Origin of the sequence: Anaerosalibacter sp. Marseille-P3206, assembly GCF_900155565.1 — a bacterium.
GTDB lineage: Bacteria > Bacillota > Clostridia > Tissierellales > Sporanaerobacteraceae > FUHM01.
On record NZ_FUHM01000002.1, the window covers coordinates 215480 to 235167 of the forward strand.

Sequence of the window (19688 nt, forward strand, 5' to 3'; positions counted from 1 at the left end):
TTAATACTCCTCTCCTTCATTAAGATGCCTTACCACACCCCTGCTAACAGCTCCCAATGTAATAAAATAATCTATGTCTTCTTTTATACCTCTTCCCATAGTTGTAATACTTAAATTAAAATATTTTAATGCTTCAACTATGTCTATTCCACTCTCTCTTATTATCTCATATCTATCTAATAATTTATTGTCTACTAACTGTTTATCTATAAATTGATCTTTATCATCACTTAATTTAGGTATAATAAGTTTCCCATTTGTATTACATATCTTTGTTAATACAGTTAATGTATGATGACTTATTCCTCTATGTCTTTCTCTACTATCTTTAAAACTAATCCTAGGAACAATAAAAGGCGTTCCGTTTAAATTATTAACCGCATCTATTATATTACCCTGTTCAACACCACTAAACCCAAATTTGGTCCCAGTTCCTACTATTCCAGGCCCCATAGCAATAATAGTTATATCACTATCTAATATTTCCTTTGCAGCAATAAGTCCAGTATAGATATTAACACATTCTATATCACCACCGAAAGCATGACCTATTGTAATAGTTTTATCAATTATATTCTTTTCTTTGAGCTCCTTAACAGTATTGCTAAATTGTAGTGGTAATGCTCCACCATCTGTCATCAAATAATTAATTTTTAACTCAGGATTCAACCATTTAATCATACTAGCTAATGGTGCTAACATGCTATGTAATGTTCCTACTATAAATACTTTTTTATTTAAATCCTCAAATTCATTAAATAAATCATGATATGGACTTGCTTCTTCTTCAGCAGTAAGACATTTTATTTGGTAAGGAGTATATCTAAGTTTCATTATATGACCATTACCATGAATTCTTCTTGATTCATTTGAATAATTAAATATAACAAAATGATAACCTCCAGTACCTAAAGACAAATCTACAGCAGTAGTATTTAATATTATATTATCATTTACATTTATACTTCCAGTTAGATCATTATAGTTTACAGCTTTGGCTAATTTTCCATCTATATCTACCTGAACCCAGGTTGTACTATCGTCTTTTCTCAATACATCTTTTACAATACCTTTTTTATAACTAATCAGTGAAAAAACCTCCTATCTTCCTAAATTATCAAAAAAACTTAAAAATCTATTTTGTTCAATAATCTTTGAAAAAGATACAAATTCTGCAATTACCTGAATACAAACTAACACTATTAAATATATTATTTTACTTTTCAAATCATGAGTCATAGCGCAATAAGAACCGAGAGAAATACCTAATGTGTTTGAACCTATATCTCCCATCATAGCTTCTGCTTTTAAATCTATAGGCAAATATCTAATTAATATACCAATAAAAGAATACAAAATAAAATCAAATTTTCTTGTACTAGTAGTAATAAATAAAATAATTGACATAAGTATAAAAACCTTACCAGCTCTTCCAGGCCTTAAGTCAAAAAGATTTAATAAATTAGTAAATAAACTTATAACCAAAGTATTCACAATTATTTCTACCACGTTTTTTGATATATAAATAGAAATTAACAAAGAAACTAAAAAACCAATACCCGCTTTTAGTCCCCCACTAGTTAATGTACCTTTAAAAAAAGATTTAATATGTCCCTTAAATCCTTTAACGAACTTATCTCCTACTAAATCATCAAAAAGCCCTGCTAAAGCAATAAAAATCAAACCCACTAAATATAATAATGTATAATGATGTATAGACTCTTTAATAAAAAAGCTAATTAATCCTACTGTGAATGTTTGTACAATAACAAAAATCAAACCCATGCTAGTTGGAATTTCCTCTTTTTTATAATTTAAACATGTACAATTATTATCTTTTAACATATTATAAATAAAAGGTATACCAATAAAGGTTAATATTGTACTAATAAATAAGCTTAAAATATTGTATTTAAACACTTCCATATATTCACCTTCTAAAGAATAATACTATTAATGTCCAAAGTATATTAATAAATTGTTTTCCTCTATGGACAAAATCTTTAACACTTCTTCCTGTTTCTCTGTGTCTCATATTTACTTCAACTTCTTTTATAGAATAACCCTTTCTTAAAGTTCCCACTGTCATAGCTACTTCTATTCCAAATCTGTTGGGAATATAGTCAACTTTATCAACTACTTGTTTTTTATAGACTCTTTGCCCAGACAAAGTAGTATCTAGTTTTTTGCCTGTGTAAAAGTATACTCCGTTTTTAGCAAGATTCTTAACAAATCCAAAACCACCTTTTTTAAGTGGCTTTGGAAACTTAGCAATTGTTACATCAGCTTCATCGTTAATAACTGGATAGATTAACTTTTCTATTTCACTACTAGTGTTGCCTAAATCTCCATCTACTAATACTAGATAATCAAAATCAAATTGTTGAATAGCTTCTTTTATAGCATAACCTTTACCTTTATTTTTTTCTAAATTAATAAAATTTACATTTAATTCTTTCACTACATTAGCTGTATTATCTGTTGAACCATCATTAACTACAACTATCGAATCAATAATATCTATGTTATTTAAATTTCTTACTGTTTCTCTTATTGTATCTTCTTCGTTAAAAACTGGCACAACTGCAACAACTTTATTATCTGCACTCATATAATCTCTCCTCATTCTAAAATAGTATTATTAGGATCAGGTAAAAGACTTTCAGCACTTGGTTTTTCACCATAGTACCCTGGTCTACCTTCCATTGCCATTATAAGTGCAACTTTACCCATTACTGTATCAACATTATCTATAGTTGATATCCTAAAGTTTTTATATTCACTCGTATAAGAAAAATTAACTTTAGTCTTTTCAACTCCAATTATAGGTATTTCTAAGCTTTTACATGTATTGATAACATTCTTATCTAAATAATTAATTCTGTCTAAATCTTCACTATCGCTTCCACCAGCTATAATTATATAATCAATAGGATCTTCTATATCTCCAACTATATTTATTAAGTCCCTTTCCCTAAATCCATCAATTGTCTCAGATTGTTCTCCTGTTATAATAGCTTTGGATAAATCCTTAACTGCATTTTCAATTATATTCTTACTAATTTCTTTTTCTTCACCTAATTGATTTACATAAATTTCTCTTAGCAATTCTTCATTAAGAAATTTATCTTTTATAGTTATTATACTCTTAACATTAGCTCCTGCAATTTCTAATGTTTTTCCTAAACCAGAATATATATATTCATCATTAGTCTCTATAATTGCAACATTAACTCCTGCTAATTTATTTTTAACAGCTTCTATATATGCAACTCTACTAAATAATTCATATTTATTATTTTCTAATTCTAATATTTCTACTTCTTTTTTTAAATTTGTATTTTCTTCTTTTAAATAATCAAATTTTTCTTCTAACTTAGACACTATATCTTCTTTTTGTTCAACAATCATATCATTTGCATCAATTATAAAACCAATATAAATTCCAATTGCCAGTGCTAAAAATATAGATACAATTGAAACTACAAAATAACGCATATTGGGAATCATATTATCACTCCTTACAGTCCAAACATTATTCTAAATCTTATTTTTATAAGTTGCAACAACTCTTTCATTGGAGGAAACATCATAGTAATAACTATTATAGGAATTAAAGCTGCTAATCCTATACCTATCATATGTTTCAGTTTTAAATGACTTCTATAAAGTTTATTTACACCCTTTGCATCAACTAATTTTGATCCTACTTTTAATCTAACTAAAAAAGTACTAGCCATACCACTCCTACCCTTTTCTAGAAAATCAATCATATTATTATGTGTTCCAACTGCAACTATTAAATCTACATCATTTTCATAAGCTAAAAGCATTGCAATATCCTCACTAGTCCCTGGAGAGGGAAATATTACTGCATTTAAACCTAATTCGTTAACTCTATCTAATCCTGGAGCTTTTCCATTAGGGTAAGCATGAACAACTATTTCCTTACTTAGCTTTAAACATTTATCACTAACACTATCCATGTCCCCAATTACAATATCAGGAACATAACCAAATTCAATTAGTGCATCTCCACCACCATCAACCCCAATCAAAATAGGATTCATTTCATGAATATACGCTTGTATAGCTAGTAAATCTCTTTTATAGTCCTTACCTCTTACAACTATTAGTGCATGTCTATTTTTTAACTTAGTCTTTATAGAGGGAATGGAGACTTTTCCTGTTACAAGACCCTTTTCTCTCTTAGCATAGTCTAATGTATTCTCTATAAATTTATCTAATTCTTTTTCAAAATTATCATATCCAATACCTAGTAGTTCATTGACTTTTTCATTGTCAAGAAGTTGTACCTCACCAATATATTCTTCATTCTGAACTATTTGATTTTCAACGATTTCAATTGTTTCTCCATCTTTAATAAGCTCATATAGACCCTCATCATATGCCTCGAATAATGGAATATTTGCTTTTAATAATATAGAAGGACCTTGATTGGGGTAACGACCACTGATAGTCTTATCTGTATTTATAACACATTTAACTTTCTTTTCAACCAAAGATGAAGCACCAATTTCATCTAAATCCTTGTGACATATCAATGCTATGTCTCCAGGTTTTAACCTTTTAGTTAAATTCTTAGTTCTTTTATCTTTCTTTACTTTTCCCTTGATATACATTTTAATCCTCCAAACCTATTGTCTGTATAGTATTTCCCTATACAAATAATTAATCCATTGAATAAACATCTCAGTTTATTATAGCACAAAATATGATTATAATAAATTTAATAATTAAAACCCATGAATACTAAGTATTCATGGGTTTTAATTAAGAATTGCTTTCTGACATTTCCATCTCTAATCTCAACTTATCAGCAACCATCGCAATAAACTCTGAATTTGTAGGTTTGCCTTTGTCTGTATGAATAGTGTAACCAAAAATATTATTAATAGTATCTACCTTACCCCTACTCCATGCTACTTCTATAGCATGTCTAATTGCTCTTTCCACTCTACTTGGAGTAGTATTGTACTTTATAGCAATATTGGGATATAATTCCTTTGTAACTGCACTAAGAAGTTCGATATTATCTACAACCATAGAAATAGCTTCCCTTAAGTAAAGATAGCCTTTAATATGAGCGGGTACCCCTATTTCATGAATGATATTTGTTATTTTTGCTTCCATACTCTTAGTAGAATCAATATTAGTCGTTGTCTCTTTTGGAATATTAATATATTTTTTAGTAATCTTCTTTTCAAAAGGAATACCAGATATCTGTCTTAATCTTTTGGTGAATATTTCAAAGTCAAAGGGTTTTACGACATAATAATCAGCACCTAATTCTATAGCTTTTTGTGTTATCTTGTCTTGTCCAACAGCTGAAAGAATGATTATTCTAGGTATTTTTTCTAGATTCATGCTATTTAGTCTTTCTAGTACACCTAATCCATCTAAATGAGGCATTATTATGTCTAATATTAAAACATCTGGCTTCTTTTCTAATAATAAGTCAATTGCCTCTAATCCATCTTTTGCAAAACCAATAACTTCAAAATCTTCTTGTTGCTTTAAGTAATCGTATAAAATATCACAGAATTCCCTATTATCATCAGCAACAAGTATGCTAGTCTTACTCAAATCAATTACCCCCCCTGTTTTTTATTTCTACTAATTTAAATATTCGACAAAGAAATATGATTTCCTTCTCATTTTCCATTTTTTATTCAAAAAAAATAAATTAATATAATTAAAGGCAGATATTAAATTATCTGCCTTGTTTAGTATCTGCATATTTACTTTGTTGTCTATTTTTTATATTTGTCTGATCTAACATCCATTCAATATATACTCCATAACCTTTTGTAGGATCATTTACAAAAACATGAGTAACAGCTCCAATTAATTTTCCATCTTGAATTATTGGACTACCACTCATTCCCTGAACAATTCCTCCAGTCTTTTCTAATAACTTTTTATCTATTATTTTTATTACCATACTCTTTTGTTCAGGATAATATTGATTCTGTGCTTTTAAAACCTCTATCTCAAATTTCTCAATTTTATTATCACTTATAGTTGTTAAAATATAAGCCTTTCCTTCTTTTACTTCTTCCTTCATCCCTATAGGTATTGATTTTAGTTTAGTTTTCGGTATATTTGTATTCCTTAGTTCGCCATATATACCATAGGGTGTATTGTATTTTATATCACCTAGTACATTCTCTGTTTCGTAGAATATACCTTTGATTTCCCCCGGATTTCCTTTTCTACCCTGCTCAACTTCTGATACTTTTGCACTCATTATTTTACCATTTTCAATATTGAGTAATTTTCCAGTATCCATATCTGTTATTCCATGGCCTAAGGCTCCAAATACTTTACTATTGTCATCATAAAAAGTTAAAGTACCAATGCCTGCAGTCTTATCTCTTACCCAAATTCCAAGTCTATAACAATTATCTTGTAAGCTCTTAACAGGTTTTACTGTAGTTGAAAATCGCATACCGTTTCTTTCAATAACTATATTTACTTCCTTATCTTCAATATTGTTCAATAACTCAACTACATGTTCAGCATCCCTAACTTTTTCCCCATTTATATCTATTATACTATCTCCAGCTTTAATACCGCCTACCCTTGCTGGATTGTATTTCTTCCCATCTACTCCGATTATATCAGTTACAGATACTACAAGAACACCTCTAGTATTTAGTCTTACTCCTATTGAATTGCCTCCCGGTACCAGGTGTATTCTATCTAATACATTAACTTCTATATCTCTTACTGGTATTAAACCAAACAAATTAAATTGAAGTTTTGCATTACCCGAATCTATGCTATTAAATTTGTATGACCTTTTAAAAGCTAAATTTGATTTACATATAGAATTATAATCTACAACCTTACTACTATCCTGTAATACTTTAATAGTGAAGGGAAAGGTTACGTCTAAGTCTTTATCCTCGCCTTTTATAATATTTATTTTTTGCGGGAAAGAATATAGATTTAGTATCTGACTAACACATAAAAATAATAATAGAGTTATTACTATATAAAATCTCGATTTATTGTTTAAATACTTTGGCAAGTAATATCACTCTCCCAATCTCCCCTTTTTTAAAAATTTCACCTCCTTTTAAAAATATATTTGCAATTATAATTTAGCCTTTTTAGTATATAATTATTCTCAGTAAATATTAAACCTATTGTAAAGTAAAATATATCTTTCCTAAAAAAAGAAAAACACTTTATAAAAATATAAAGTGTTATAATTTAGATTTTGTTTTTTTAGCCATAGATAACATTTCCCGTGCATGCATTCTAGTTGTATCAGTTAAATCTACACCACCAAGAAGACGAGCCAATTCATCAATTCTCTCTTCGTAATTAAGTTTTTTTACCTCTGTAATAGATCTATTATCTTCAGTTTTTTTTGATATAGAAAAATGTGTATCACCTAATGCTGCAATCTGCGGTAAATGTGAAATACAAATAACTTGTCGTTTTTTAGCAATACTATTTATTTTTTCACCTACTATTTGTGCTGTTCTTCCACTAATTCCTGAATCAACCTCATCAAAAATAAGGCATGGAATTTCATCATATTCTGCTAAAATAGATTTAAATGCTAACATTATTCTAGAAATTTCACCTCCAGATGCTATTTTTGATAAAGGTTTTAGAGATTCACCTGGATTTGTTGATATTAAGAACTCAATTTTATCAAATCCATCTAGACTATAATTATCATTTTTTGTAATTTGCACTTTAAATATAACATTTTTCATATTTAGTTGAGCTAATTCATTTCCAAAAACTTTTTCAATATCAGCACTTATCTTTTTTCTCTCTATTGATAATTTTTCACATTTATTATTAAGTATTTTTTTAATTTTATTAATTTCATTTTTTGTCTTTTCAACTTCTTTTTCATTATTTAATAAAACTTGTAATCTTTGATTGATTTTTTGTCTATAAGATAATATATCATCAATTGTATTACCATATTTCTTTTTTAATTTATTTATAGTATCTATTCTCTCTTCTAAATATACAATTCTTTCTTCATCAAAATTTATATTGTCTAGGTAATATAATAAATCTCTATTTAACTCTTGCAATTCAAAATTAATATTATTTAAAGTATCATAATATGACGCTATTTCTTTATCATATTTTTTTATTCCGCCAATAGAAGATAATACTTTATTTATAGAATCTATTATAGAAAAACTTTCATAGTTATTGGATTGAAGTAATTTAACTCCTTCACTTAATCCCGATACAATATATTTTATATTATTTAATTTCTCATATTCTTCAAATACTTCATCTTCTTCTTTTTTTGATAACCTAGCACTATCAATTTCTTCTATTTGATAATTTAATAAGTCAATTTCTCTATCTTTTGCTATTTCATCTAAGGATATTTCTTTTAATCTTTTATTATGTAATATTAGTTCATTGTAATAATTTGATACTTCTTCTTTCAATTTTTTAAAATCTTCATCTCCAAAAGAATCTATTATAATTATATGGTTATCTGGGTTTAAAAGTGATTGATGCTCGTGTTGTCCATGTATATCAATTAAATGTCTTGTAATATTATTCAACATATTTAAAGTTACTGTTCGTCCATTTATTCTAGAAACACTTCTTCCAGTAGTGTATAATTCCCTTGTAAGCAATAAATAATCATTGTTTTCACTGTCAATTCCATACTCATCTAAAACAGTTTTAACTTTTTTGGGTTTTTCAAGATAAAACAATCCTTCTAATATTGCCTTGTCTGATCCTGTTCTGATAAAATCTCTACTAGCTCTGCTACCTAGGATTAAACTTATAGCGTCAACTATTATTGACTTTCCTGCTCCTGTCTCTCCTGTCAAAACATTGAATCCAGTTGTAAAATCAATGTGTAACTTTTCTGCTATAACAAAATTCTCTACACTTAACTCTACAATCACAATACTACCCCCATTTTAATTGAGTATACTTTGAAAAGTCTTTATTATAAGTTCAATACTCTCTACATCACTAGCAGCAATAAAAATAGTATCATCTCCTGCTAAAGTTCCAACTATTCCCTCTAATTTTAAAGAATCTATGGCTGAAGCACACACTTGTGCAGCTCCAGGTATTGTTTTTATAACTACAATATGGCCAGCAATATCATAACTAACCACTGAGTTTCTAAATATAGTTATTAATCTATCAGTTGTTCCTTCTAAATTATCTTCTACTACTGCATATTTATACCTTCCATTTTTAGATAGTACCTTGACGAGTCTCAATTCTTTAATATCCCTTGATATGGTTGCTTGAGTAATGTCTATACCTGCTTTTTTTAGGAACTCTGCCAATTCCTCTTGAGTTTCAACATCATAGTTTTCTATTATTTCTAAAATTTTTCTCTGCCTGGTATATTTCTTCATTCCTAACCTCCCTAATTCGTAAATGGATTTTAACTTATAAGTCGTTATGAGATTCTATTACTATTTCACTTATTACTTTTTGCATTGTATTTTCTTCTTTTTCCATTCCTTTTCTAATATAAAATAAATATTCAATATTTCCTGTTCCTCCTTTAATAGGAGAATAGGTTATTTTATCTACAAACAATCCAATGCTAGAACAAAAATTATACATATCTAAAAGAACTTCTTCATGAACAGACTTGTCTCTAACTATTCCTTTCTTACCTACTTTTTCTCTTCCAGCTTCAAATTGTGGCTTAATCAATGCGACTATTTCACCATTTTTATCTAATAGTTCTTTAGCTACTGGCAAAACAAGTTTAAGGGAAATAAAAGATACATCTATAGAAATAAAGTTAGCTAACTCCCCAAGATCATTTTTCGTTACATATCTAATATTAGTTCTTTCCTTTAATATAACTCGCTCATCCTGCCTTATTTTCCAATCTATTTGGCCATAACCTACATCAATAGCATATACTCTTTTTGCTCCATTTTGTAGCATACAATCAGTAAATCCACCAGTTGAAGCTCCAATGTCAATACAAACTTTGTTTTTTAAATTTAAATCAAAAAAATCTATAGCCTTTTCTAGTTTTAAACCTCCACGACTTACATAGGGAATTGGATTTCCTTTTATACTAATTACACTATTAATATCCACTTTCTCTCCAGGTTTATCTACTCTCTTACCATCAACATATACTATTCCTGCCATTATAAGTCTTTTTCCTTTTTCTCTTGATTCAACCAATTTTTTATCTGCAAGTAAAATATCTACTCTCTCTTTCCTCATGTAATCTCCCCTAATTATATTTCTTATTACTTTTATTATCAGATAATACCGTAATCTTGAATTTTTCTTCTAAAAAATTGAGTACTTTAGCAAAATGAAAGATAATCTGTTCCGAATTTTTAATAGCTATCTCCTTTCCTAAAGCCTTACCTCCAACAGTTAAAGACGCAATTAGAGCTGTTACAAATATACTTAAAATTGTCCCACTTTTAATATCATACCGTTCTATTAATTTATAGATAATAGTTGTACCAGCGCCACCACTTATAATACCACTAATATCACCAATCACATCATTACAAAAGTTTGAAACTTGCCCTGCATTTCTTACAAGTCTTACTGCATATTTTGCTTCTCCTATCTTGTTAGCAGCCATCGCATGAAATGGTCTTTCTTCTGCAGAAGTTACTGCAATACCAATAATATCAAAAAATATGCCGACAAATATTATAAACATTAAAATAATAAATGCAGCTAAAATATCAATATTATTCATAAGGTTTTCAGTTATTATACTAAAAATTACAGCCATTACAAAAGTCCAAAAAGTTATAACTAAAACCCACTTATTGTTATGACTTCGCAGAACTCCGTCATCATCCTTTTTTTTCATTTTCCTAATCCCTCCATAATAATTAATAAAAGCTGATAGCAATAGCTATCAGCAAAGCGAGTGGCAATATGCTAAGTAAATCTTACGGCTTAAGGTCTAGCAGGATTTCCCAGATAAAAACTGCATGTCGCCATAGCAGCGGTTTCCCTTTAATTAAATCTCTACTCTGTCGCCATGAGTAGGGCTAGATTACCACTTAGTCCGCACTGTAATCCCTAGCACATTTCCTGTGAACAGTCTAGGAGTTTTCCTCCACAGCCAGTCTATTCCCTAGCCTCTTTTGCAAAATGGGTTTCGACAACAAAACTTCATTCCACTAGGGCCCTAGTAAAATGAAATCGAACTACTTGTCTTCTGCCCATTTCACTCAAGGCAGGCTACGCTGCATGTAATACTAATTACATTGCAGGTTTATCTTATCATACTCCCGAATATGATAAGTCTCCACGAAGGTAGGGTCAACGCCCACATGCCATTGTGGATCGCCCCATCCTTCTTACTCCCAACCATGACCCTCAACTGGGCGTCGAAAGCCAAAATCAGGAACTTCATCGATATGCCCTTTGACGGATTTTTAGCCCCGCCTTCAGAAATAGTTGTGCTGACTAGAATACTGTGCCACTCTAAGTCAATCATATTATAGCATAATGCAAGTTGATTTTCAATTACCTAAATATGTTTATTTATTCCTAAACATTAAAAAATATACGAATTCTTCAAGGAATTCTGTATCTCTATTATTGAAAGTATCTAGAGAATTTATAGCAATATTCCCCAATCTTTTTAATTCTTCCTCAGCTTCTTTTTTTGAATAAAAAGATAAAAATGTAGTTTTATTGTTTTGTTTATCTTTGTCAATATCTAATATATCATCTCTTATTTGAAAAGCCAATCCAACTGCTTCTCCATACTCCCTTAGACTTTTTATTTGTTCTTCATTTCCCCCACCAATAATTCCTCCAGCCACTACAGAAGCTTTGATCAGTGCAGCAGTTTTATATTTATACATGTATTTTAATGTTTCAATATTTATACCCATATTATCTGATAATATATCAACAACTTGACCACCTATCATTCCTTCTATTCCTGCACTAGTAACTATTTCTTTAAAAGCTCTTAAATACTTGCTAACATTTACACCTTTATCAAACTCTTTTAGGATATAATTATTCATTAATTCATAAGAACAGTTTATAAGTCCATCTCCTGCTAATATAGCAATAGCGTCTCCAAAAACCTTATGGTTTGTTGGTTTACCTCTTCTAAAATCATCATCGTCCATTGCAGGTAAATCATCATGTACAAGAGAATAAGTATGAATCATCTCCATAGCCGATGCAAAAGGCATAGCTTCCTCAAGCTTTCCTCCTATTAATTCATTACTTTTTAGGAGTAAAATAGGTCTAATTCGTTTTCCACCTGCCAATAGACTATATCTCATAGCTTCATTAATAGTTTCAGTATAAACAGTTTTATCTAAAAACAAATTTTCCAATTGTTTATCTATCAATTCTTTTAACATATCTATTTCAGATTTTATATTCATATACTAATCCTCCAGTTTAAATAACTCTTCAAACGCCCCTTTTTCTTCATCTTTTAATATAATTTTAATATCACCTTCAACTTTATTTAATACTTCATTTAAATGCTTATATATTTCTACTCCGATCTTAAAGTTATCAAATGATTCGCTTAAAGTTAAATCCCCTTGTTCAAGATTTTCAATAATCTTAGTTAATTCCTTTACACCCTCTTCATATGACATTTTACTTAAATCCATTGCTATACTCTCCTTTTTTCACTTTTTCTACTCTAGCTTTTATAGTACCATCTTTAAGGAGTACACTAAATCCTTCACCTATAGATATATCTTCTACAGATTTAATTAGTTTATCTGATTCATCTGTTAAAATGCCATATCCCCTATTGGCTGTAGATAAAGGACTTAATAAGTCTAACTTGTTTCCCAATATCTCTAATTTGTTTTTATAATCTCTCATCTTTGAAAAATAAGCATTTGTTAGATCTTTAAATAAACTATCTAAATATTGTAAGTTTTCATTTAGTTTGTTTATAGGATTAAGCCTATTTAATTTTTCTTCATAAGCGTCTAACTCTAACTTCTTACTTTCCATCAAAGATAAATAACTATCTACTATTTCTGTAAATCTAATATTTAAATCTTCTTTTAGATTTTCTAATCTAGGAACTGCTAATTCTGCAGCTGCTGATGGCGTTGGCGCTCTTAAATCGGCAACAAAATCAGCTATTGTAAAATCAGTTTCATGTCCAACTGCTGATATTACAGGTATATCCATTCCATATATCGTCCTTGCTAACAACTCATCATTAAAAGCAAAAAGTTCTTCTATTGAACCTCCACCTCTACCTGTTATTACTAAATCTATGTCATTCCTGTTATTAAAATAAAGAAGACCTTCACATATTTCCTTACTAGCCCCTTCACCTTGTACCAAAACAGGATATATTATTAGTTCAACAATAGGAAATCTTCTTTTAACAACTGTAATTATATCTCTAATAGCAGCACCTGTAGACGATGTTACAATTCCTATTTTTCTAGGAAACTTTGGTATTTCCTTTTTGTGCATCTCATTAAAAATGCCCTCTGCTTCTAGCTTTTTAAGCAATTTATTGTATGCAAGATATAAATCTCCTAATCCTGCTTCTTCTATAGTTTTTACGTATAACTGATAATCTCCATCTCGCTCATAAACTGAAATATATCCATTAACTATAACTTTTATACCATCCTTTAAAACCATATCTATATTCTTATTATAGCTTTTAAACATTACACATTTTATTTTGCCTTTTTCATCTTTTAGAGAAAAATACATATGACCACTATAATGATGTTTAAAATTGGAGATTTCACCTTCTACACAAACATTTGACAATATAGGATCGCCCATTAATATTCTCTTAATATACTGATTTACTTCACAGACCTTTAAAGGTTTTACAGACATATCAAATCCTCCATAAATGACCTGATTTTATTTTTCCCAAATATGCTACTCCAACAGCATTGTCTGTACAATAATATTTATTAGGTAGATATGTATTAATATTTTTATTACTTAGACTATTAACAAGTTTTTCTCTGATATATGAATTAGAAGCTACTCCACCAATTAATAGGACATCTTTTAAATTGTATTTCATGCAAGCTGAAAGAATGATTTTTTCTAGAGACAAGTATATAGTATGAAATAGTGTTACAATTATATCTTTATCATTATATTTTCCATTGTTTATCATATTGTTAAAAAAGTTTTCATGTCCAGAAAAATTCCCCCAAGTATCTACAATGCTAACAGGTAGCTTTCCATTTATTATAGAACCACTTATTGATGCCAAATCCATTTTTGAACCACATGGAAATTGAAACCCTAGGCTAACTCCAATTCTATCAACGAGTTGCCCAATACTAATATCCAATGTGCCACCAATTTTATTAATAATATAATTTTTATTCCTATTTTCTACAATTAATAACTCTGTAGTCCCTCCAGATAAGTGAAATGCTAAAAATTTTTCACTATGTTCTAACGGAGTATTCATTATACCAGCAGATATATGCCCCTCTTGATGGCTAAATTGTTTAAAAGGTAAGTGTAGTAATTTAGAGATAATATATGCCTGTCCTTTACCTACAGTAAAAACAGGCATATAAGATTCTTCAACATTTCTTGGTTTGCTACTAACAGAAACAACACTGATTTTATCTACCAAACTTTTATCTTTAAATTCATCAAATATAATAGGTAAATTCAACATATGTTTAAAAACTGCATCTTGCTGTCTTAAACCTCTCTTGTTTTTTTCAACTTCTAGAACCATTCTTGAATCAAATATTATATTACTATTATCATCTACAACGGCAACAGAAGTTGTATAAGCGCTTGTATCTATCCCTAAATATAGCTTATTCATTTTTATCCATCCCTGTTCGTACAAAGCTACCAAGTACTCCATTAATAAACTTTGATGATTCATCAGTGCTATATTTCTTGCAAATTTCTATAGCTTCATTAATTGAAACTTGAATGGGTATATCATCTCTAAACTTAAGTTCATATATTGCTATTCTTAAAACAGACAAATCTACTTTTGCTAACCTATGTAATTTCCAACCTTTAATATTATTATCAATTATTTTATCAATAGTTTCTAAATTTTCTCTTATGATATTTACTGCATCAGTTATGTAATCTACTTCATCGTCAGCAAAATCATTCTCATGTAGATATAATTCTATTACTCCATCAGAAAAGTCCTTATTAAGTTCCATTTGGAATAATAGTTTCATAGTTTCCTCTCTTGCTATCTTTCTACCCATATTTTTCCTCCTTATATCTAATTCAATAATTTTTAAAAAAATAGGATTATTACTCTTTGCTTGGAGGAAGTATTCTTTCAATTATCTCTTTTATGTTCTCTTGATTATCTGATTTTTTACCAATATAATATCCTAGCCAAGTACAAAGGACAATAAATAGTGTTTTAAAAAAACCTATAGTAAGTACTAATATAGCAATAATGAATCCCAATAAAGTACCAATTGTTTTACCTTTATTTTTAATAAGGACTTGTAAAAATTCCATTAATTTTTCCTTAGCCAATTTAAAACACCTCAACATTTCATTTTACAACTCTAGTTGATGCTGTTACGTTGCTAATTTCCACCTGCACTTCGCTTACTTCCACTCCTGTACATTTTTCCACATGTTCTTTTACTTTGTTTTGTAATTCTATAGTAGTTTCAGGAATATTTATTTCAGGAGAAACTTCCCCTTTCAATAAAATAGTTATTATACCTTCAACTATATTTACTGTAGTTTTTATATTTTTAACACCTGAAAACTTTTCTACTACTGACTGAACTAAACCTTCTATTGTCAAAGAAGAAATTTTTAATTCACCATAATTAGTATGTCTTACTAAGTATGTTTCTCTATGTTCTTTTTTTCTTCCTGAAATTGAATATATGAAAAACCTAATACTCACTAATAGAAAAGCAAGTCCTACAATAGTATAAGCATAATTACCTTTTATATGCCATAAATATCCTTGTACACTATCTAAAGACAAAAAATTAAATTGTTCGTATGGAAAAAGCATCAATACTATAGAAAATACAGCTAAACAAAGAGTGTAAATTAATAAAATCAATCTATCTATAATATTCATAAACTCATCCTACCTCCTAAAAAGTAGTAAATTTACCCTCTGAAATTTCAGAGGGTAATGATTTATTTTACTCTTGGTTCCTCTTCTATCTTAGGCTCTTTAGGTATATTAACACCCTGTACATTAACATTTACTTCTACAACATCTAACCCTGTCATCGTTTCAACAGTATTTTTTACATTTTCTTGTATTGAGTTAGCCACTGATGATATCTTTGAACCATATTCTACTATTACAAATATATCTATAGCACATTCTTTTTCTCCTACCTCTACTTTTACACCTTTAGATAGGTTTTTCATTCCAAGCATTTCGGTGATTCCACCAGTGATTCCACCACTCATGCCAGCAACACCTTCAACTTCAGTAGCAGCTAAGCCTGCAATAATAGCAACTACTTCATTTGCTATTTTAACACTTCCATGTTCCATATTGTTGTTAGTATCCGTCATGTTTAGACACCTCCATATATATATAATCTATATGCTTATTATATCAGAAGTGTTTTCTATTTACAAACATTTCTAAAGCTTTTTCATTATTTTAATCTGAGATGTTTCAAAATTTGTCTCGTTTTTTACTACATCTAATATCTTTATTACATCTTGTTCAGTTAACTCATCTACAGACACAACTACTTTGACTTCATCTTCTTTTAAAAATACTAGTGCATCATCAAATCCTTTAGCTTTGATAAGCCCCTCCATATACAACTCACTTTCTGCCAGTTCTCCGATTCGCATTATTTCATTTTGAGCCTTATCTATCATCTCGCTACTACTTTTCTCATTTGTTATTATTTCTTTTAACCTTTCCACTAAATTTCCCCTCATTTTATCCCTAGACAATCTATACTCAACAAAATAGTTAGCACTTTGAAGATTAGTCTCTTTGCTTATAGCCTCTTCAATATTTTCATTTATTTCTTCTGTTAATTGAGAAACATCTTTATTTATTTCCCCTTCAACTATCTCTAGCTCATCTTTATTTTCTGATACGGTTTCTATAGTAGATTTATTTGTATTGTCAATTGCTTTTTCCATTTCCATTTCCTCATGTTTTTGGTAGTCACTTGAAATTCTAGACATAGACTTTTGAGTTAGTTGATGATTAATATACCCAGTTAGCACTAAAAGTACAATCAAAATAGTTATAATAGCAGGTCTCTTTACATTAAACATTAATATACCCCCTTATTTACTAGAATATACTTCAACCCTATTCCCAGATACACCCAAAACAGTTTTTACAGCTTGATATAGTTTTTCTTTTACTTCCATGTCAAAAGCTCCTTCTGCTACTACAATCACACCTTTTACATTAGGTTCTATTTCCTTTAAAACTATTAATGAACCATCACTTCCTTTTGTAGCTATCTCTACATTTGAATCTTCTCTATTTATATCTCTAACACCCCCTTGAGAATCTTTTTCACTTGTTTTTTCATTGCTTTGATTAGAATTAGTTGCAGGAACTTTTTCACTTGTTTCTTCTAATGTTATCATTACCTTTACTTTTCCCGCTCCTTTAATTTCACTTAATATATTCTCCAATCTTCTTTCCAGTAATTGCCCATAATCTTCTGTAAAATTGATGGTACTGGATTTTTCATTTTTATTTTCCCTTTTATTTGTTTCTTTTTCTGATACATTATCATTAAAAATACTGGTAGCAATCAAAATTATTATGCCTACTATAAATATAATGAGAAGATTGTTAATATATTTTTTGTCTGTTATCTTTTTTGATAACTCTTTTAATTTCTCCTTAAAATTCATATTATTCACCTTCCGTTTCTCTATTTAATGAAATCAAAATATTATCTTCTGATAAACTATATTTCTCGCTTATGATCTTTTTTATTTCACTACTTTTTTCAAATTCATCCTCTTTTATAGATTTACTTTTACCACATTTGACATTTACAACTTCAACATCCTCAATATTTACTACTTGATTATCTTTATTTGAAGATATATTTTTTTTATCTATTTCTAACTGTACCTTTTCCACTGTTCCAAAATCTTCACTTTCTATATCATCTTTTATTTCTACATAAGTTCTTAAAACCATAAAATCGGTTTTTTCTTCCACCAAGTTTTTTACATCTTCCTGAAGTTTCATTACATAGGCATTTTTCATTTGCTCTTGTTGTAGATTTAACATTTCTTTGTCAACCTGATACTCACCTACCATTTTTTCTGAAGAAGTAAAAATATTTCTTTCTATATCTATATCTTTAAATATAAATTTTATGAATGGATTTATTATTACTATTATTATTAATAATCCAATAATCATATCTATATATTTTTTCATCTGACCATTGGGTAGAACTATTTCTAGAAGTGATACAAATATAAATGTAGACACTATTTGAATGAGCCATTCTTTCAAGAAACTATTTACCATAATATACCATTCACCTACCTTAACATCATAGTTACATTACCAGCTTGCACAATGATTGTAATTGTAATAAACAATAACATAGACACAGATAACAAACTTGCAAGAACAAGCAATAGTGATTTATTTACTTCTTCTAAACTTTCACAAACTCTTAAACTAGAAATTGGCTGAGTTACTGCTATTATCAATTTATACATAAATATTAATGCTACTATTTTGATAATTGGAGCAATACATATAAACAATAATGCAAATAAACCTAATCCACCAACTGCATTTTTAAGTATAAGAGAACATCCGACAACCGTATCCATAGCATCTGATAAAAACTTACCTACAATAGGTATAAATCTATCTACTGCAAATTTAGCTGTTCTTGCTGTAACTCCATCAACTGTAGAAACTACACCATATATTGACATGATTCCAATAAATATTGTAAGGAACCCCCCTAGTAATGTAACTATTACTTGTCTTATAAGTCCTGCTAGCTTTGAAAACTGAATTCTTTCAGATACTCTACTGATAATTCCAATGATAAAAGAAAAGAAAATCATAGGAAGTATCAAATCTTTGATTAAAATACCTATAATATTTACCGAACCTAAAACCATAGGGTGGAAAAATGTACTGGAATTAAGTCCACCAACTGCAACCAAAAGTGTTAGCAATGTAGGTAAAATTAACTCCATAAATTTCACCATACTGTCTATTGTGTATTTACTTAATTCCATAACTGTATTAAAACTTTTAATAACTAATGTAATAATAAGTAAATATGAAATATAGTATGCAAGCTGGCTTACTGTAGTACTCTCAAAGGAAGTCTGGATATTAGTTAAAATTGCACAAATAATTGTTATAGAAAAAATTTGTATTAGTATTGGAACATTTTCATAGACTTCTCTTAAAAAAATTTTCCCTATACCCTTAAATATTGCTTTACTATCGATAATATTTTCTCCCCTTAATGAAGCAAGTATATATTCTTTTATACTAAACTTTGGAAAGTTTTTTTCTGTTGTATCAATATTGAGTATAGCATTCTCAATTTCATCTATATTCAACATATCATACTGTTCTATTATAAAATCATAGTTATCCCTATCTTCAGTTGAACTATCTCCATAAACTTCAACTGGTAAAACAAATAATAAAATTATAATAATAAGTCCAATTTTTTCTTTCATAATTATAT

Annotated in this window: 23 protein-coding genes; all 23 read right to left on the reverse strand. The window is 28.9% G+C overall.

The window, feature by feature from the left end; all coding sequences use genetic code 11:
* Positions 1-1053: a DUF3866 family protein gene (locus BQ9840_RS02290; RefSeq protein ID WP_234978602.1), complete on the reverse strand. Its 1053-nt coding sequence runs from the start codon at positions 1051-1053 to the stop codon at positions 1-3.
* Positions 1054-1101: 48 nt separating this feature from the next.
* Complete coding sequence (locus BQ9840_RS02295) at positions 1102-1926, reverse strand: phospho-N-acetylmuramoyl-pentapeptide-transferase (protein ID WP_077367651.1); 825 nt, start codon at positions 1924-1926, stop codon at positions 1102-1104.
* A gap of 4 nt (positions 1927-1930) precedes the next feature.
* Positions 1931-2611, reverse strand: a complete 681-nt coding sequence (locus tag BQ9840_RS02300) for a glycosyltransferase family 2 protein (RefSeq protein WP_077367653.1) — start codon at positions 2609-2611, stop codon at positions 1931-1933.
* Between the two features lie 11 nt (positions 2612-2622).
* The gene (locus tag BQ9840_RS02305; protein WP_077367655.1) at positions 2623-3510 is read right to left on the reverse strand and encodes a copper transporter; all 888 of its coding nucleotides are present in this window, start codon (positions 3508-3510) and stop codon (positions 2623-2625) included.
* Between the two features lie 11 nt (positions 3511-3521).
* A complete protein-coding gene (gene steA / locus BQ9840_RS02310) occupies positions 3522-4643 on the reverse strand; it encodes a putative cytokinetic ring protein SteA (RefSeq protein WP_077367656.1) in 1122 nt (373 codons plus the stop codon).
* Between the two features lie 151 nt (positions 4644-4794).
* Entirely contained in the window at positions 4795-5607 is an 813-nt protein-coding gene (gene spo0A / locus BQ9840_RS02315) for a sporulation transcription factor Spo0A (RefSeq protein ID WP_200804850.1), read from the reverse strand.
* A 127-nt stretch (positions 5608-5734) separates the two neighbouring features.
* Positions 5735-7057, reverse strand: coding sequence for a SpoIVB peptidase (spoIVB, locus tag BQ9840_RS02320; protein WP_077367660.1), 1323 nt, complete (start codon positions 7055-7057; stop codon positions 5735-5737).
* A 178-nt stretch (positions 7058-7235) separates the two neighbouring features.
* The gene (recN, locus tag BQ9840_RS02325; RefSeq protein ID WP_077367663.1) at positions 7236-8936 is read right to left on the reverse strand and encodes a DNA repair protein RecN; all 1701 of its coding nucleotides are present in this window, start codon (positions 8934-8936) and stop codon (positions 7236-7238) included.
* Positions 8937-8951: 15 nt separating this feature from the next.
* Positions 8952-9404 (reverse strand): arginine repressor, encoded by a 453-nt coding sequence (locus BQ9840_RS02330; RefSeq protein ID WP_077367665.1) that lies wholly within the window; start codon positions 9402-9404, stop codon positions 8952-8954.
* 34 nt (positions 9405-9438) lie between these two features.
* The gene (locus BQ9840_RS02335) at positions 9439-10242 is read right to left on the reverse strand and encodes a TlyA family RNA methyltransferase (RefSeq protein WP_077367667.1); all 804 of its coding nucleotides are present in this window, start codon (positions 10240-10242) and stop codon (positions 9439-9441) included.
* A 10-nt stretch (positions 10243-10252) separates the two neighbouring features.
* Positions 10253-10855, reverse strand: a complete 603-nt coding sequence (locus BQ9840_RS02340) for a hypothetical protein (RefSeq protein ID WP_077367669.1) — start codon at positions 10853-10855, stop codon at positions 10253-10255.
* A gap of 679 nt (positions 10856-11534) precedes the next feature.
* Positions 11535-12404: a polyprenyl synthetase family protein gene (locus BQ9840_RS02350; protein ID WP_097677456.1), complete on the reverse strand. Its 870-nt coding sequence runs from the start codon at positions 12402-12404 to the stop codon at positions 11535-11537.
* A gap of 3 nt (positions 12405-12407) precedes the next feature.
* Entirely contained in the window at positions 12408-12641 is a 234-nt protein-coding gene (gene xseB, locus BQ9840_RS02355) for an exodeoxyribonuclease VII small subunit (protein WP_077367672.1), read from the reverse strand.
* The gene (gene xseA, locus BQ9840_RS02360) at positions 12628-13854 is read right to left on the reverse strand and encodes an exodeoxyribonuclease VII large subunit (protein WP_077367674.1); all 1227 of its coding nucleotides are present in this window, start codon (positions 13852-13854) and stop codon (positions 12628-12630) included. Before xseA ends, xseB begins: the two co-directional genes overlap by 14 nt.
* Before the next feature lies 1 nt (position 13855).
* Positions 13856-14821 carry a Kae1-like domain-containing protein gene (locus BQ9840_RS02365; RefSeq protein ID WP_159436059.1) on the reverse strand — a complete coding sequence of 322 codons (966 nt, stop codon included), beginning with the start codon at positions 14819-14821 and terminating at the stop codon, positions 13856-13858.
* A complete protein-coding gene (gene nusB, locus BQ9840_RS02370; protein WP_077367678.1) occupies positions 14814-15227 on the reverse strand; it encodes a transcription antitermination factor NusB in 414 nt (137 codons plus the stop codon). Before nusB ends, BQ9840_RS02365 begins: the two co-directional genes overlap by 8 nt.
* Positions 15228-15276: 49 nt before the next feature.
* A complete protein-coding gene (locus tag BQ9840_RS02375; protein WP_200804851.1) occupies positions 15277-15510 on the reverse strand; it encodes a DUF2273 domain-containing protein in 234 nt (77 codons plus the stop codon).
* Positions 15511-15529: 19 nt separating this feature from the next.
* Entirely contained in the window at positions 15530-16078 is a 549-nt protein-coding gene (gene amaP, locus BQ9840_RS02380) for an alkaline shock response membrane anchor protein AmaP (protein ID WP_077367682.1), read from the reverse strand.
* Positions 16079-16140: 62 nt separating this feature from the next.
* Positions 16141-16530: an Asp23/Gls24 family envelope stress response protein gene (locus BQ9840_RS02385; protein WP_077367684.1), complete on the reverse strand. Its 390-nt coding sequence runs from the start codon at positions 16528-16530 to the stop codon at positions 16141-16143.
* A 72-nt stretch (positions 16531-16602) separates the two neighbouring features.
* Positions 16603-17259, reverse strand: a complete 657-nt coding sequence (locus BQ9840_RS02390) for a SpoIIIAH-like family protein (protein WP_077367686.1) — start codon at positions 17257-17259, stop codon at positions 16603-16605.
* Positions 17260-17271: 12 nt separating this feature from the next.
* Positions 17272-17856 (reverse strand): sporulation stage III protein AG, encoded by a 585-nt coding sequence (locus BQ9840_RS02395; protein ID WP_077367688.1) that lies wholly within the window; start codon positions 17854-17856, stop codon positions 17272-17274.
* Between the two features lies 1 nt (position 17857).
* On the reverse strand, positions 17858-18490 hold the full coding sequence (spoIIIAF, locus tag BQ9840_RS02400; RefSeq protein WP_077367690.1) for a stage III sporulation protein AF: 633 nt from the start codon (positions 18488-18490) through the stop codon (positions 17858-17860).
* A 14-nt stretch (positions 18491-18504) separates the two neighbouring features.
* Positions 18505-19680 carry a stage III sporulation protein AE gene (gene spoIIIAE, locus BQ9840_RS02405; RefSeq protein ID WP_077367692.1) on the reverse strand — a complete coding sequence of 392 codons (1176 nt, stop codon included), beginning with the start codon at positions 19678-19680 and terminating at the stop codon, positions 18505-18507.
* Between the last annotated feature and the right edge of the window lie 8 nt (positions 19681-19688).

Bases quoted from the DNA above. Each gene is read 5' to 3' on its own strand.
- BQ9840_RS02390 (WP_077367686.1), bottom strand. From the start codon at position 17,259: ATGTTTAATGTAAAGAGACCTGCTATTATAACTATTTTGATTGTACTT.
- BQ9840_RS02300 (WP_077367653.1), bottom strand. From the start codon at position 2,611: ATGAGTGCAGATAATAAAGTTGTTGCAGTTGTGCCAGTTTTTAACGAA.
- BQ9840_RS02330 (WP_077367665.1), bottom strand. From the start codon at position 9,404: ATGAAGAAATATACCAGGCAGAGAAAAATTTTAGAAATAATAGAAAAC.
- BQ9840_RS02335 (WP_077367667.1), bottom strand. From the start codon at position 10,242: ATGAGGAAAGAGAGAGTAGATATTTTACTTGCAGATAAAAAATTGGTT.
- BQ9840_RS02385 (WP_077367684.1), bottom strand. From the start codon at position 16,530: ATGACGGATACTAACAACAATATGGAACATGGAAGTGTTAAAATAGCA.
- BQ9840_RS02395 (WP_077367688.1), bottom strand. From the start codon at position 17,856: ATGAATTTTAAGGAGAAATTAAAAGAGTTATCAAAAAAGATAACAGAC.
- BQ9840_RS02350 (WP_097677456.1), bottom strand. From the start codon at position 12,404: ATGAATATAAAATCTGAAATAGATATGTTAAAAGAATTGATAGATAAA.
- steA (WP_077367656.1), bottom strand. From the start codon at position 4,643: ATGTATATCAAGGGAAAAGTAAAGAAAGATAAAAGAACTAAGAATTTA.
- BQ9840_RS02295 (WP_077367651.1), bottom strand. From the start codon at position 1,926: ATGGAAGTGTTTAAATACAATATTTTAAGCTTATTTATTAGTACAATA.
- amaP (WP_077367682.1), bottom strand. From the start codon at position 16,078: ATGAATATTATAGATAGATTGATTTTATTAATTTACACTCTTTGTTTA.
- xseB (WP_077367672.1), bottom strand. From the start codon at position 12,641: ATGGATTTAAGTAAAATGTCATATGAAGAGGGTGTAAAGGAATTAACT.
- BQ9840_RS02305 (WP_077367655.1), bottom strand. From the start codon at position 3,510: ATGATTCCCAATATGCGTTATTTTGTAGTTTCAATTGTATCTATATTT.
- spoIIIAE (WP_077367692.1), bottom strand. From the start codon at position 19,680: ATGAAAGAAAAAATTGGACTTATTATTATAATTTTATTATTTGTTTTA.
- nusB (WP_077367678.1), bottom strand. From the start codon at position 15,227: ATGGGTAGAAAGATAGCAAGAGAGGAAACTATGAAACTATTATTCCAA.
- BQ9840_RS02365 (WP_159436059.1), bottom strand. From the start codon at position 14,821: ATGAATAAGCTATATTTAGGGATAGATACAAGCGCTTATACAACTTCT.
- xseA (WP_077367674.1), bottom strand. From the start codon at position 13,854: ATGTCTGTAAAACCTTTAAAGGTCTGTGAAGTAAATCAGTATATTAAG.
- BQ9840_RS02340 (WP_077367669.1), bottom strand. From the start codon at position 10,855: ATGAAAAAAAAGGATGATGACGGAGTTCTGCGAAGTCATAACAATAAG.
- spoIIIAF (WP_077367690.1), bottom strand. From the start codon at position 18,490: ATGGTAAATAGTTTCTTGAAAGAATGGCTCATTCAAATAGTGTCTACA.